The sequence below is a fragment of the Psychrobacter sp. van23A genome (assembly GCF_030845275.1).
Taxonomy (GTDB): Bacteria; Pseudomonadota; Gammaproteobacteria; order Pseudomonadales; family Moraxellaceae; genus Psychrobacter; species Psychrobacter faecalis.
Window position 1 is genome coordinate 3,082,378 of the sequence record NZ_CP132595.1, and the last position, 14,239, is coordinate 3,096,616.

A 14,239-nucleotide genomic window follows, 5' to 3' on the forward strand; every position below is an offset into this window, starting at 1 on the left:
TATTCTTATAATAGCGTCGAGTCCTTTGCAATTAACCTTGCAAACTAACGGTGACTGACGCTATTTTTGCTTTAGCGTTTATATAAAAGCCTTTTTATCATAAGCGCTATCAGCAAAGCCAAAACTTCACTATTCATATACTAAGTTTACCCTGATAAATGGGGTAGCAAGTTCATATGACTTGCTTTCTGCAAGTGTTTTTATACTCTATATTCTAATATGTGGTCTTGAGCGCCGTCTTATCGACGGGCTTTGGGGTTATTTATAAGTGCTGCTGCGTCAGTGCTTATAAATGACGTGTCCTTTTTTTATTTTAATAGTCGTGCTGCTATGTCTACCTCTCCTAATTTGCAATCTGATATACCGTCCCAGTCTCAACCAGATGCGCCAGCAAACCTAAAGCTGCCCTCATCGCGCTTTATTTTTTGGCTCGTGCTATGTGCTATGGTTTTATTGGCGTCCAATATGCGCGCGCCGATTGTGGCGCTGGGTTCTATTGCACCGGTGGTACAAGGGGCGCTTGATATCTCCGAAACCCAAATTGGTTGGCTTGGTGCGGTGCCGATGCTGACCTTTGCGCTTGGGGCTTTTATTTCCCCTACGATTGGGAAGCGTTTTGGCCTTGAAAATACGCTGATCACGATGATTGCGTTATTAACCGCAGGTATGGTTATTCGTAGCATTATTCCGACTTGGATTGGCTTTTTAAGCGGCACCTTACTACTGACGTTGGCAATTGGCTTTGCCAATACCCTTGCTGCTCCGGTTATTAAGCAGCGCACACCGAATCATATTCCACTGATTACCGGTTTATTTAGTCTTACCATGACCGTCTCGGCAGGGATTGTCGCAGGCGTGGTTTTGCCGTTATCTGAGCAATTTGGCTGGCAATGGGCGCTGGGTGGCTGGTCGATTTTAGGCTTGTTTGCTTTAGTCATTTGGGTAGTGCTACGGCTGCGTTTGGGTTCATCAAACCATCAGCCCATCAAACCTCTTGCCGCAGGCGAGAAGGCCCTATCGCACATTTCGATGTGGCGCACGCCGTTTGCTTGGCAAATTGCGGTATTTATGGGCTTACAGTCCTTGCTTTTTTATACCGTCGCCAGTTTCTTACCGTCGATTTGGCTAAGTAAAGGGCTGTCAGCGGTGAGCGCGGGACAAATGGCTTCCGTCTTTCAATTTATGGCACCGGTTGCTATTTTAAGCTTAACGTGGCTCGTCAACCGCGGGCGTCCCATACAAGCGCTGGCCATCTTTGCTGCGTCACTAAACGTGCTCGGCGTCTTGGGTCTCACTTATCTGTCTGCCGATTATGCTTGGCTATGGTCAGGACTAATGGGCATGGGCTGCTCGGCGATTTTCACTTTAAGTATGATGCTGTTTTCGATGCGTACTTATACCGCCAATCAATCAAGCGAGCTGTCGGGCATGGCGCAAGCCATTGGTTATCTGATTGCGTTTTTTGGTCCACTTGGCACCGGTTGGTTGCACGAAGCAACGGACAACTGGGATTTGCCGTTATTTATTATGCTGGTATTGATGATTATCAACGTGGGGTTTGCTTGGCTGGTTAGCCGCCCGCTAATGGTCGATGGTAAAAAGATTTAATTTTTATCTTCAATCAATTAACTTTTGTACCATATTGCGGCTTACCTGATTCTGCTAGACTGACTTTATTGTATTTAGGACAGCAGAAACATGATAAACGCACCCTCTCACCTACCGCAGCGTTTGCTCACGGTCGCCGCCTTGAGCCTCGCAATCGCTATTAGCGGTTGTCAACAGCAGCCTGACACTAAAACGGCTGATAACACTCAAAATAATAATTCGGCCGTCAATACGACAATGGCTGAACCTCAAACACCAGAATCTACTCCATCTAAGCATTCAGCTGAGCAGCAAGCACCTTTAACCATCTTGGCACTGGGTGACTCGTTAACTGAAGGGCTTGGCGTTGATAATAATGCCAATTACCCCGCGCAGCTAGAAGCTCGCTTACAAGAGCTTGGCTACAAGGATGTCAAAGTAATCAATTCAGGATTAAGCGGCGAAACCAGTACTGGATTGGTCAATCGACTCGATTGGGTTTTACAAACCAAACCTGATATTACCATTTTGACCATCGGTGCCAATGATGCCATCCGCGGTATTGATGTGGCAACGGTCGAAGCCAATATTCGTACCGCTATTAAACGCCTTCAAGATGGCGGTAGCGAAGTCATTTTGGGTGGTATGCAGATTTATGACAATCTTGGCGCTGACTATGTAGAGTCGTTCGCCGCGATATACCCAAGGGTGGCGAAAGATATGAATGTGACGCTGATTCCATTCTTTTTAGACGGTGTGGGCGGTGATGCAGAATTAAACCAAGCCGATGCCATTCATCCAACCAAGAAAGGCTATACTATTATCGTTAACGACAATATTTTGCCAATTCTGCAACCTGAAATCGAAAAGCTAGAAGCAGCCTATACCGATACGGCAACGAAACCTAGCACGCCTACTGAGACTAGCCAATGACCGCTACAGCCAATAACAAAGCGCTACTTACCGCCTCCAAGCTGAATAAAACCGTCCAAGTCGGAGAGCAATCATTATCCATTATTAAAGACGTCGATATCCATGTCGATGCGGGCGAGTTTGTGGTCATCATGGGTAAATCCGGCTCGGGAAAATCGACTTTGCTCGGACTACTGGCAGCGTTAGATTATCCTGATAGTGGCTCGGTTGAGTTAGCGGGACAAACCTTAAGCAGCCTTGATGAAGATACGCTGGCGGTCATTCGTCAACGCGAGATGGGATTTGTTTTTCAGTCGTTTCATCTACTGCCAACGTTAACTGTCAGCGAGAATATTGCCTTTCCGCTTGATATTGCCCGCCGTCCGAATAAAGCACGCGTCAACGAATTGATTGCAGCGGTTGATTTAGGGCATCGGCGTGATAGCTTGCCTAACCAATTATCAGGCGGTGAGCAGCAGCGAACGGCGGTTGCCCGCGCGTTGGTGTCGCAGCCAAAAATTGTCTTTGCCGATGAACCAACCGGTAACTTAGATGAGCAAAATGCCAGTCAAGTGATGCAGCTGTTATTAGATTTACGCCAGCAAGTTGGCTCTGCATTGGTCGTGGTCACCCACGATGCCGCACTAGCGGAGATGGCAGATCGTGTCATTACCATGCATGACGGTATGATAGATGGATCAAAAATCAATGGATAACATGGATAATGAGTCGAATGATTCGCGTGGCATCATAAGCCAACTATTTAACCGTCTGTTAATTTCAAAAAACTTGGGCGCGCAAGCCTTAAGTCGTAGCTGGTGGCAGCGCTGGATCTATCCCGTCTTATTCTTAATCACGCTAGTCCTTTCGCTTGCCACTTACCTGACTTTAGATTCTATCCAACAGTCTGTTGATACCTATATCAATGATAATCAGCGCGCGCTCGTTGGCGGCGATTTGATTTTAAACAGTAAGCAAGATTGGCCAAGCGAGGTATTAGCACAAGTAGAGACGGTCGCTGATACGCAAATTGTATATGACTATCAGTTTAGCGCCATGGTAGTGACCGATGAACAAACTTTACTTGCCAGCGTCAAAGCGGTTTCGCCGGCTTATCCATTATATGGAGACGCTGAGCTTGCCTCAGGGCAGCCTCTTTGGACACAATTAAGCGCTGCGAATGTCGTCGTCGCACCCGAAGTATTGAACAGCTTAAACGCCACTGTCGGTGACCAAATCACCATTGGTGATGCTGAGTTTATGATTAGTGATGTGCTAACCAAAGAGCCTGACCGCCCGTTGACGGCCTTTGGTTTTGGTGGGCGCGTTTTGATGCATGAGGATGCGCTCGCAGCAACTAATTTATTAGGGCAGCGTAGCCGTATTAATTACCGTATTGAGCTGGCAGGTGAGCGAGAGTTAATGGCAGAACAGCGAGATAAGCTGACGCAAATACTCAATAATTATCCTGATATTGAGCTCTCTGATGCCGAGTCAGCAGATACTTCTGTCTCGCGTATCTCTGACAACGTTTTGATGTTTTTAAAGCTGCTCGTCATTGCTGTACTATTATTATCAGCAGTGGCGATGTACGGCGTCATCACGGCTTTTGTGACCAAGCAGCAGTCTAGTAATGCCATTCGCTTGGCATTAGGTGAGCCGCTTAAATCCTTAAAGCGCAGCTACTATCAGCTATTGATTGTTACTACTATCATTGCTTGTATTGCCGCGGTTATCGTGAGTTTTGGCTTACTTAAAGTCGGTCAGCCGTATCTCATTGCTATCTTGCCAGCGGATGTTGGTTTAGCTATTAACCCAATTAGCGCCATTAAAACCATTATTATCGCGCTAGTGCTGACGTTGCTGATTGCTCAGCGTGGTCTAAGTACATTAAGTACCACCAAGCCTGCGACCTTACTCAATCAAGGTGCAAGCACAAACTCACAAAATCTGCCTTGGTATCGGCGTCTGCCGTTACTTTGGTATGGATTGATGCTAGTTGGTCTCTATGTGTTTTTTGCTTATGAAGTCAATTCTCTGTTACTAGGGGCGCAGCTGTTAATAGGCTTAACTGCTTTTGTCGCGATATTTTGGCTATTGGCACGCGGTTGGTTATGGCTGCTGACTAAGTTTGCCAAGCATTCTAAGATTAGCTGGATGCAGCGTATTGCTATCCATAATCTTGCGCGTAAAGGCAATCAGTCGGCATTGTTCTTTGTCACTTTATCACTGTCAGTGGCGGTCTTAACTTTGATCACTACACTTAATCATAGTATCAATGCCCAGTTTATTAATGCCTATCCTGAAGATGCGCCCAATTTATTTTTGCTCGATATTCAAAGTGACCAGCACGACGAGATTGATAACATCATTGCTGCGCCTGTGAGCTATTATCCTGTCATTCGTGCGCGTGTCGTCACGGCTAATGATGTTCCTGTTCAAGATATCGAACCTACTGACGGCTTCGATGACCCTGCGCGTGTGTTTAATTTAAGCTACGCCGATACGGTGATGGATACCGAACTCATTACTGATGCTGTAGAAAACGACAAGCTTTATGCGCCTATTGAGACTGCAGATAACGACTCAGCACAAACCGTTGCGCCATTATCAATTTTGGATACTGCTGCCAGCTTGCTAAATGTCGGCATGGGCGATCAGGTGCGTTTTAATATCCAAGGGATTGAAATCGTCGGGCAAATTACCAGTATCCGCTCGCGCTATGAAAAAGGACCCAGCCCCTATTTTTACTTCTTATTTGAGCCAGCGGTTCTATCTGCTGCGCCGCAAATCCAATTTGCCACCGCTCATGTCGCAGCGGAAGATATTCCAAAGTTACAAGGTAAACTGGTACGCGAGTTTCCTGCTGTGACCACTATCGACGGCACGGCTATCGCGCAGCAAGTCCAAGAGTTAGTGGTGCAAATGAGCCGTTTGGTTTACGTCTTCACCTTACTGGCATTATTGACGGGTATTATGGTTTTGATTAGCTCGCTACTCTCTACCTCCCAAGACCGCATGAAAGACAGCGCCTCATTTAGACTGCTCGGTATGCAAAAGCGTGACCTATATATGCTCAATATCTTAGAGCTTGGCATACTTGGCATTAGTGCCGCTTTATTTGCGGTTATTATCGCTAATATCGGTGCATGGGCTGCTATTACCCAATGGTTTAATCTGCGCTTTAGTGTGCCGTGGGCAAGTTTGGGTATTGGCGGTGTAGCGTTAGTTGGTTTGCTATTTGCCATTGCCATTATTTATGTGCGATTGGTGATTGGACGCGGGATTATGGCGCGGGTACGGGCGATGATTTAACAGTCGATATTGTGAATGTCAGTCATTCTTAATATTCCAGCTCGTTTAAAACTGACTATTTGCTATACTAATGCGCGTCCCAGCATTCAGATATAGCTCTCATAAACCATTTAAAAAAGTACGGTAGCCTTATGAAATTCTCAAAGTTTGGTCAAAAATTTACCCAGCCAACTGGTATCTCACAATTGATGGATGATTTGGGCGATGCGCTAAAAAGCGATCAGCCTATCAATATGCTGGGCGGTGGTAACCCTGCCAAGATTGATGCCGTCAATGAGCTATTTTTAGAGACTTATAAAGCGCTTGGCGTTGACAACGATACCGGTGAGGCGAATAGTAGCGCGATTATTAGTATGGCAAATTACTCCAATCCACAAGGGGATGCTGCCTTTATCGATGCCTTAGTTAGCTTCTTTAATCGTCATTATGATTGGAGTTTGAGCGCAGAAAACATCGCTTTGACCAATGGCTCACAGAATGCTTTTTTCTACTTGTTTAATTTATTTGGTGGTGCGTTCGTTGACGAACAGAGCAAATTGGTAGATAAATCTATTTTGCTACCATTAACCCCTGAGTATATTGGCTATAGCGATGTGCATGTCGAAGGTCAGCATTTCGCCGCCGTATTACCGCATATCGATGAAGTGACGCATGATGGCGAGGAAGGTTTCTTTAAATATCGGGTAGATTTTGACGCGTTAGAAAGCTTGTCAGCATTGAAGGAAGGTCATATTGGTGCGATTTGTTGTTCGCGTCCGACCAATCCAACGGGCAATGTGTTGACCGATGAGGAAATGGCGCATTTATCCGAGCTTGCCAAACGTTATGAGATACCGCTGATTATCGATAACGCCTACGGTATGCCCTTCCCGAATATCATCTACTCTAACGCGCATTTGAACTGGGATAATAATACGATTTTGTGCTTTAGCCTGTCTAAAATTGGTCTGCCCGGTATGCGTACCGGCATTATCGTTGCCGATACGAAAGTCATCGAAGCGGTCAGCGCTATGAATGCGGTGGTCAATCTAGCGCCGACACGTTTTGGTGCGGCAATTGCGACGCCACTGGTGAACGATGACCGTATCAAGCAGTTGGCGGATAATGAGATTAAACCCTTTTATCAACAGCAAGCGACATTAGCGGTCAAGCTATTAAAAGAAGCGCTGGGTGATTATCCGTTAATGATTCATAAGCCTGAGGGCGCGATATTTTTGTGGTTATGGTTTAAAGACTTGCCGATTAGCACCACTGAGCTGTATGAGATTCTCAAAGACAAAGGCACGATTATCGTACCAAGTGAGTATTTCTTCCCTGGTGTTGATGTGAGTAATTATAAACATGCCCATGAATGTATTCGTATGAGTATCGCTGCTGATGAGCAAACGCTGATTGATGGTATTCGAGTGATTGGTGAAGTGGTACGTGAGCTTTATGATAAGGCTAACAGTCAGAAAGACTAAATCTTATATCATAAAGATATTGAATCATAAAAACAAAAAACGGACTTATAAATAGTCCGTTTTTTTTGTGCTATGACTGAATCTAAACGGTTTAGCGCAGCGCTTTTAACAAAGCTTCAGCACTCATTTTACCAAAGTCATTGGCCGCCAAGGGGCCATCGCCTGAGATCAGCTTTCTGTCTTGATGGGTATGTCCTGTCGCCAGTTTATTGGTAATCGTAACGCCCAACTGTTCTAGCTTTTCGCCAAAGTACCAAGGCATCGTACCGGGTAAATAACCAATTTTTGGCATTTGCTTGTCCATAGCTGTCGGGAACGCTACCATTTTATAACCTTTAAAAATAAAGTCGCGTTTGGCGTTATCGTCTTTATCGGCGCTATGAGTATTGTCAGCGCCATTAGATTTATCAGAGCTATCAGGACTTGCTAAATTGGCCGCCAATAAAGCCGCCGGTCCATGACAAATCGCTAAGGTAAATAAATCCTTGTCATAACCCCAACGTAGCAACTCGCCAAGGTTATAATCTTCAGGCAAGCCCAGCATTGCCCCATGACCACCGGGGATAAAGATTGCTGCGTAATCCTCGCTATTTACCATATCATTTTTGACAAAATCGGCGATACTTTTTGGACTTTTAAGCTTAGACTCATATTCCGCGTAGATTTTTTTGACGTCGTCATCGTCCTCTGGCATTGCCCACTGCTCGACTTTGACAGACTCCCCGGTTGGGGTAAAAACATCTACCGTAAACCCTGCTTTTTTAAAATGCAGCAACGGCACCATCATCTCAACCGGATGATTGCCTGTCTTAAACTTCTTATCATTTGCCATGGTCATGTACTGCTGCTCGGTACAGACCATCAGGATTTTTTTGTTGCCCGTATATGGCGCTTCGTACTCGCTATGATCGTAGTTGGTTTTGTTAGGCGCTGCCAATCTAAGCGAAGCTTTAGAAGGGGTATAAGCGCCATCTTCGGCTTCTTGCGGCTCTAAACCTAAGGTGTCTTTGGCTTTGTCTACTATGTCACTGATATTAAGGTCTGAGATATTCATAACTTTTCCTATTTTATTATTGCTTATATTGGATTGATAGTTAGAAAAGATAGAATAATTGCCTGTCGCTACCTTTCTGATTGTAAGGTAGCAAACTCATAACGCATTAAATAGACCAGAGTTTTTTGACTTTCGTAAGCTTTGTAAATGGTGAGTTGCTTAGATTTGGCGTTTTAAAAAGCCTTGAAGAAGCTCCTCGTCAAAGGAATAAAAAACGGACTTAGCGATAGTCCGTTTTTTTCTGCCGTTTAATCATAGGTTTGACGGTATTGATTGACTGAAATGTCTTTGTCCATACGGTAAGGCCGTAGATTATGTAAGAAAGCAGACAGGTATTCACGATATCATGGATACTGGCTTTTATTTCTGCTGCTTTTAACCCTACCACACCAAGTTCGGTAAGCGTCTGGCGATTGTCCAAATATTCACCCAATAGAGCGATGGCGGTCACCAAAATCAAAGCGACAAAGGCTCTAACGCTGTATTTTTTAAAAATTGGACGCAGCAAAAGTAAACTTAATAGGTAGACGCCAATGCCCACATAGATATGTAAGGCGTCTTTGTCTAAGCCAGTAGCATCAACGACACCGTTTTTAAAGAGATAAAAATCCACGATTTTATTCCGCGTAAAAGAGGTAAAAGTAACTGAGTATAAATGAAAAACAGCCAATTATACATTGAGAATAAAAAAGGTAGATTAAGCATTTGCTAATCTACCTTATTATTGAAGAAATATTTAAAGTATAGTTATTAAATATCCCAATCGACAAAGTTCTTTAACAGCTGTAAGCCCGCGGTGTGGCTTTTTTCTGGATGGAACTGGGTGGCAAATAAATTGTCTTGCAAAATACTGGCACAAAACGGCTGACCATAATCACAAACGGCCGCCACTTGTGCATCGTCGCTAGGCGCGCAGTAATAGCTATGTACAAAGTAAAAGTGCGCGTTGTCCTCGATACCATTCCACAATGGATGGTCAAAATCCATGCCGCTGATGGTATTCCAGCCCATGTGCGGCACCTTAATGGTAACCCCTTGCTCATCTTTCCAAGTAGGGCCAAACGCTTCTACATTGCCATCTAAGATGCCCAAACATTTTGTACCACCATTCTCAGCGGACTGCTCAAACAACGCCTGCATACCCACACAGATGGCCATAACAGGCTTATTAAATATCGCCTGACGTATGACCTCGTCAATACCTGCATCCTGCATGCCAGCGATACAATCGCGCATCGCACCGACACCGGGGAAGAAAATCTTATCAGCCGCCGCGACTACTTTTGGGTCATTGGTAATAGAGACTTCCGCGCCTACCGCTGACAATGCCTTGCTGGCCGAGTGCAAATTACCCATGCCATAATCTAATAATGCAATTTTTGTGGTTCGACTCATCTAAAAAGCCTCTTTGGTCGATGGCAAGGTATTCAGCGCACGCTCATCATATTCGCAAGCCATACGCAGCGCACGGGCAAACGCCTTAAAGGTAGACTCGATTTGGTGATGGCTGTTTTTACCTTTGAGGTTGTCTAAATGCACCGTCATCCATGAATGATTGACGAAGCCGTAGAAGAATTCACTAAACAAATCGACATCGAAGTTACCAACGTGCGAGCGGGTAAAAGGAATGTCCATATGAAGTCCTGGACGGCCTGACAAATCAACCACCGCGCGCGTAAGCGACTCATCTAACGGTGCGTAAAAGTGCCCGTAACGACGAATGCCTTTTTTATCGCCGAGCGCTTTTGCAAACGCTTGACCAAGGGTAATGCCGGTATCTTCAACACTGTGGTGATCATCGATAAAGGTGTCACCAGTGCATTTGATATCTAAGTCAAACAGACCATGCCGCTTAATTTGGTCAATCATATGGTCTAGAAACGGCACGCCAGTATCGACAGTGCCTTGACCGGTACCATCAAGGTTTACCGTACAAGTGACTTGCGTTTCAGCAGTATTACGCGTAACGGTCGCCGTACGTGCGGCATGACCGAAAAGATTTTGAGCAGAATTTTGATTTTGTTCGGTAGAATTGGCTGTCATGGCTACTCTCTATAAATGAAAAGCGGTCAATAAAATAGGGCGAAAAAGCGCCCAAAGCATTCTTACTAGCATTTAAAACAATGAATAAAAATATAGAAGATTAAGCTAAAAATAGGTTCAATATTTGCTTAAAAAAATTATTTAAAAAGGTATAAATATTAGGTTTTTGGTGTATAAACCCTTGTCTATCTTCATCATAGCAAACCCTAGCATTTACTGCCACGACCAAGCAGTAATCCACGCACAAAATCGCCCTATTCTGCTAAAATAGTGCGTTCAGTATTATCAATCATCACCCGCGCTGACTTTCTAACCCTACATTCGATGCTACGACGCGGTAAACAATTATAGGAACCGATTATGCCTTTAGAAGCGATCGCCATCAATAGCTTAGATGCGCCCCTAATTAAAAACCCTGCGCGTGAGAACGAGTTATCAGAGCGGCTGCATGCCCTATATGACAGCGATGACAATCAGCCAAGTGGTGCAGAGGTATTAAACCTCGTTGAGCAAGGCTTTAAGCGTGGTCAAACTTTGTATGTCGGCATGTTTAATGATAAGCCTATCGCCGCGGTTGCTTGCTTTGATGACGGGCAAACCGATGCCAAACGTCTTCAATATCTTACGGTACACAGCCAAAATCGTGGTCGCGCTATCGATGCGAAGTTTATCAAACTGGTTTATGATGCTGAAGTGAAAAAAGGCGTACGCCAGTTTGTCCCTGTTGACGCTGATATTCATCGTATTATGAGCGAGTATGAGCTCCTGCGCGTTAAGGATTAAATACGAGGTTAAAAGCTTAATTTTGGCTTATATTCGATTATTTATAGGCTTTTCTCACTTATTATGCAAAAACCACTTGACAGTAACGCCTATATTTAGTTTAATAGCGCCTCAACGAAGACGGCTCGATAGCTCAGTCGGTAGAGCAACGGATTGAAAATCCGTGTGTCGGCAGTTCGAACCTGCCTCGAGCCACCATTCGTTTAAGCATTCCAAAAAGCCCCAGACATTACTGTTTGGGGCTTTTTTTATGCTTAAAATTTAATGGAAATTACAAGGATAGCTATCCACTACAACTGATAGTCGCACTAATTCATAACACTTTTAGGCTGTTTTTAAAGGGTAAACTCTCTCTATACTAAAACGATTGATGCAAAGTAAAAGGGTAAAACCATGAGAGAGTTTGATTATGATTTGGATTATAAAAACCTAGATTTGCGCGCACAGCCCGAGCTTTATCGCGTCGGTCGCGGTGAGCAGGGGGTGTTATTGGTCGAACCTTATAAGTCGGAGATATTGCCGCATTGGCGCTTTGCGACACCTGATATAGCAAAAGAAAGTAGCGAGACCATTTATCAGATGTTTTTAGATTATCTGGCTGCCGATGACTTTGTTGGTGCCGATATGGCGCGCAAATTTATTCAAATGGGCTATACCCGCGCCCGCCGCTACGCCAACTACAAAGGTGGCAAGAAATACAAAGGACCCGTCCCTGACGATAAAAAAGGCCAAAGCGGCGCTCATGGCCGTGAAGAATTACCACGGCAGGTTAAAGACCCCATCAAAGCAGAATCAGCGCGTATTTTTAAGCAAACTTGGGATAAATGCCGCGAAAATGACGTGTATCTCAAAATGAAAGCAGAACATCGCGCACGCTATAAAGACGTCAAATAATCGGTTATAAAAATGACAACCATGAATCACAATGACCTCAGGCGCTTTATTGTGCTACGCTTTATCTGAACTTAATAATAAGAGCTTTTATGATGTCCAACAACTCTGCCCCAGCGCCCATTACAGCGCAACTTACTTCACAACAAAAACCACTTCTCATTTTTGATTTTGATGGCACGCTGATTGACAGCGTACCTGATTTGGCGGATGCCACCAATCTGATGCTTGAGCAACTAGGTCGATCTCCCTTCCCACTTGATACCATTAAAGGCTGGATTGGTAATGGCGCGCGTGTATTGGTTGAGCGGGCGCTATTAGGTCAGGTGATTGTTGATGACAGCCTAGACAACGAGGCGGTAGAGGAAGCGCTTCGTATTTTTTTTGCCGCTTATGGCGCCCTTGATTGTCAAAAAACCACAGCTTATCCTGATGTGAGCGCAGGTTTGCATCAGCTTAAAAACGCAGGCTATACCTTGGCACTGGTGACCAATAAGCCGATTCGTTTTGTCCCTAAAATACTAGATCATATGGGCTGGACGCCGCTGTTTAGCGAAGTGATTGGCGGCGATAGCTTACCGACTAAAAAGCCAGATCCTGCGCCGTTATTATATGTTTGCGAGTCGCTTGGGTTTGCGCCTATTGACGCTTTTATGATTGGTGATTCGATTAATGATATTTTAGCGGGGAAAAATGCGGGCGTGGATACCATTGGGCTCTCATATGGTTATAACTATGGTGTCGATATTCGTGATAGTAAGCCAAACTTTGCGTTTGATGAGTTTTCTGGCTTATTAGAACTGTTGGGCGTATAACGTTTTTGATAGGGATTTGATATTGTAGTTAAAGTGACGCTGTAATTCTCGTCATCGACAGTGATAAATAGACTAATATGATAATTAACACTTTATCTAAGCGCCTACTTATCCTGCATTAATTGTCGTTGCCGTTTCACTTTTTTCTCCACCTTGTTTAACCATATTAACCAGAAAAACAGTCCTATAAAAGCAAAGCTCCAACAGCAGACCGCTAAAAAAATACTTTGAGAATATCCTAACCAAGTGGGATTAAGCCTCAATAATGCGGCAGCGGTTATCAATAACGCTAAGACAAAGACAAAAGGCTTGGCGTTCGTGTCACGCAATACTCGGTGTGATCGAGTTCGCGACATCACTGTGAAGGTGAGCGTTCCAAGTGCCCCTATAGTAATCGCGTGCAAAGCCTTGGTAATCGGAAAATTGGCCGTTATCAAGCTTAAGGCGATACCTACCCAGCCCACGATAATCCAGCTATATCCCAAAAGCATAGCCAATAGATCAGCACGCCCATAGCTCCACCACGGTCGCCAGCGCAGCACTCGAACCACACAAAGCAGCGCACTGAGCAGTAAAAGAGCTGCTATAGTGAATTTTACCCAAGCAAAAGGCAGTAGATTTAACACCAATACTGAAAACAGCAGAATTAAAACACTGCCTTCAAACCTGGGCTGCACACGGTCTTTTAAGAACCGGTTTTGACTCTGAAAATGCCCTGCCAACGCTGACGCTATTATTCGGCCCCCCATATAAAACATTAAGATACTTAACAATAATACCGTTTCTAATAACAACCTCAGACGCCAGTCATCGGGTTGATTGCTTTGCATAGCCAAATGAAAACCAACCGCAGCAATACCTAAGCCTACTAGCACAAACCCCGCGGATTTGTTTCGCCATTTCTTAGCCGTTCGCAGAAAAATAGGCGCAAACCAAAAACTCAACCTAGCCACTAGCCATAACCCAATCACAGTAAAGATATAAGCTTTTGGTTGCGGGCCAGCAAGGTAGCCTGCAATCACCAGTAAAGCAAAACCGAAAATCATTTCATGACCGTGACCCAAGCGTACTGCAAGCCTGCAGGGACAGTAAACCAGCCGAGCTGACCACCCACTGATAAAGGTAGCGTTAAAGCGGAATACAACGCAACAAGCGGAAACCAATAAGTATGAGCAAAAGGCGGTTTGGCTTTCATTAATGGAAGAATCCTTTTATAAAACGTCAGGGACGTCTAAGCGAGCATTAAAGGTATGCTTGGGGTTAAGTATAGTAAAGTGTCGAGAGTTATGGGCGAATAATCCAGTGTAAGTGTTGGAGTACTAGGTTTTTATAACCGCTTTAGCGTATGATTAAGCGGTACTTAAGCTTAAATAAGC

Annotated in this window: 14 protein-coding genes and 1 tRNA gene; 9 read left to right on the forward strand and 6 right to left on the reverse strand. The window is 44.6% G+C overall.

Going from position 1 to position 14,239, the window contains the following annotated elements; translation table 11 throughout:
• Positions 1-330 precede the first annotated feature (330 nt).
• The 5 genes from RAH45_RS13100 to RAH45_RS13120 all read left to right on the forward strand — a co-directional run bounded on the left by RAH45_RS13100 (position 331) and on the right by RAH45_RS13120 (position 7,277).
• Positions 331-1,608 (forward strand): MFS transporter, encoded by a 1,278-nt coding sequence (locus RAH45_RS13100; protein ID WP_306495342.1) that lies wholly within the window; start codon positions 331-333, stop codon positions 1,606-1,608.
• Positions 1,609-1,698: 90 nt separating this feature from the next.
• On the forward strand, positions 1,699-2,520 hold the full coding sequence (locus tag RAH45_RS13105) for an arylesterase (RefSeq protein ID WP_306495343.1): 822 nt from the start codon (positions 1,699-1,701) through the stop codon (positions 2,518-2,520).
• Positions 2,517-3,215: an ABC transporter ATP-binding protein gene (locus tag RAH45_RS13110; protein ID WP_306495344.1), complete on the forward strand. Its 699-nt coding sequence runs from the start codon at positions 2,517-2,519 to the stop codon at positions 3,213-3,215. The genes RAH45_RS13105 and RAH45_RS13110 overlap by 4 nt, the downstream gene beginning before the upstream one ends.
• Positions 3,193-5,814, forward strand: a complete 2,622-nt coding sequence (locus RAH45_RS13115; RefSeq protein WP_306495345.1) for an ABC transporter permease — start codon at positions 3,193-3,195, stop codon at positions 5,812-5,814. The genes RAH45_RS13110 and RAH45_RS13115 overlap by 23 nt, the downstream gene beginning before the upstream one ends.
• A gap of 131 nt (positions 5,815-5,945) precedes the next feature.
• Positions 5,946-7,277 carry a valine--pyruvate transaminase gene (locus RAH45_RS13120; protein WP_198328125.1) on the forward strand — a complete coding sequence of 444 codons (1,332 nt, stop codon included), beginning with the start codon at positions 5,946-5,948 and terminating at the stop codon, positions 7,275-7,277.
• Positions 7,278-7,368: 91 nt separating this feature from the next.
• Here RAH45_RS13120 and RAH45_RS13125 read toward each other — a convergent pair whose 3' ends face one another.
• The 4 genes from RAH45_RS13125 to hisB form a co-directional block, all read right to left on the reverse strand.
• Entirely contained in the window at positions 7,369-8,331 is a 963-nt protein-coding gene (locus tag RAH45_RS13125; protein WP_198328124.1) for a DJ-1/PfpI family protein, read from the reverse strand.
• Positions 8,332-8,551: 220 nt separating this feature from the next.
• On the reverse strand, positions 8,552-8,944 hold the full coding sequence (locus RAH45_RS13130) for a hypothetical protein (RefSeq protein WP_193030535.1): 393 nt from the start codon (positions 8,942-8,944) through the stop codon (positions 8,552-8,554).
• Between the two features lie 137 nt (positions 8,945-9,081).
• Positions 9,082-9,726 (reverse strand): imidazole glycerol phosphate synthase subunit HisH, encoded by a 645-nt coding sequence (gene hisH / locus RAH45_RS13135; protein ID WP_193030533.1) that lies wholly within the window; start codon positions 9,724-9,726, stop codon positions 9,082-9,084.
• Positions 9,727-10,374, reverse strand: coding sequence for an imidazoleglycerol-phosphate dehydratase HisB (hisB, locus tag RAH45_RS13140; RefSeq protein WP_193030531.1), 648 nt, complete (start codon positions 10,372-10,374; stop codon positions 9,727-9,729).
• A 360-nt stretch (positions 10,375-10,734) separates the two neighbouring features.
• On the opposite strand from hisB, the gene RAH45_RS13145 reads away from it, so the two are divergent.
• The 4 genes from RAH45_RS13145 to RAH45_RS13160 all read left to right on the forward strand — a co-directional run bounded on the left by RAH45_RS13145 (position 10,735) and on the right by RAH45_RS13160 (position 12,863).
• On the forward strand, positions 10,735-11,157 hold the full coding sequence (locus tag RAH45_RS13145) for a hypothetical protein (protein ID WP_102076993.1): 423 nt from the start codon (positions 10,735-10,737) through the stop codon (positions 11,155-11,157).
• Between the two features lie 122 nt (positions 11,158-11,279).
• Positions 11,280-11,355: transfer RNA gene (locus RAH45_RS13150), tRNA-Phe, on the forward strand.
• A 195-nt stretch (positions 11,356-11,550) separates the two neighbouring features.
• The gene (locus tag RAH45_RS13155) at positions 11,551-12,051 is read left to right on the forward strand and encodes a DUF4385 domain-containing protein (RefSeq protein WP_068404350.1); all 501 of its coding nucleotides are present in this window, start codon (positions 11,551-11,553) and stop codon (positions 12,049-12,051) included.
• A 92-nt stretch (positions 12,052-12,143) separates the two neighbouring features.
• Complete coding sequence (locus RAH45_RS13160) at positions 12,144-12,863, forward strand: phosphoglycolate phosphatase (RefSeq protein WP_068404348.1); 720 nt, start codon at positions 12,144-12,146, stop codon at positions 12,861-12,863.
• A gap of 104 nt (positions 12,864-12,967) precedes the next feature.
• Here the strand turns inward: RAH45_RS13160 and RAH45_RS13165 are convergent, their stop codons facing one another.
• Together RAH45_RS13165 and RAH45_RS13170 are read right to left on the reverse strand one after the other, a co-directional pair.
• Positions 12,968-13,909, reverse strand: coding sequence for an NnrS family protein (locus tag RAH45_RS13165; RefSeq protein WP_306495346.1), 942 nt, complete (start codon positions 13,907-13,909; stop codon positions 12,968-12,970).
• Positions 13,906-14,058, reverse strand: coding sequence for a hypothetical protein (locus RAH45_RS13170; RefSeq protein WP_306495347.1), 153 nt, complete (start codon positions 14,056-14,058; stop codon positions 13,906-13,908). Before RAH45_RS13170 ends, RAH45_RS13165 begins: the two co-directional genes overlap by 4 nt.
• Positions 14,059-14,239: the final 181 nt, after the last annotated feature.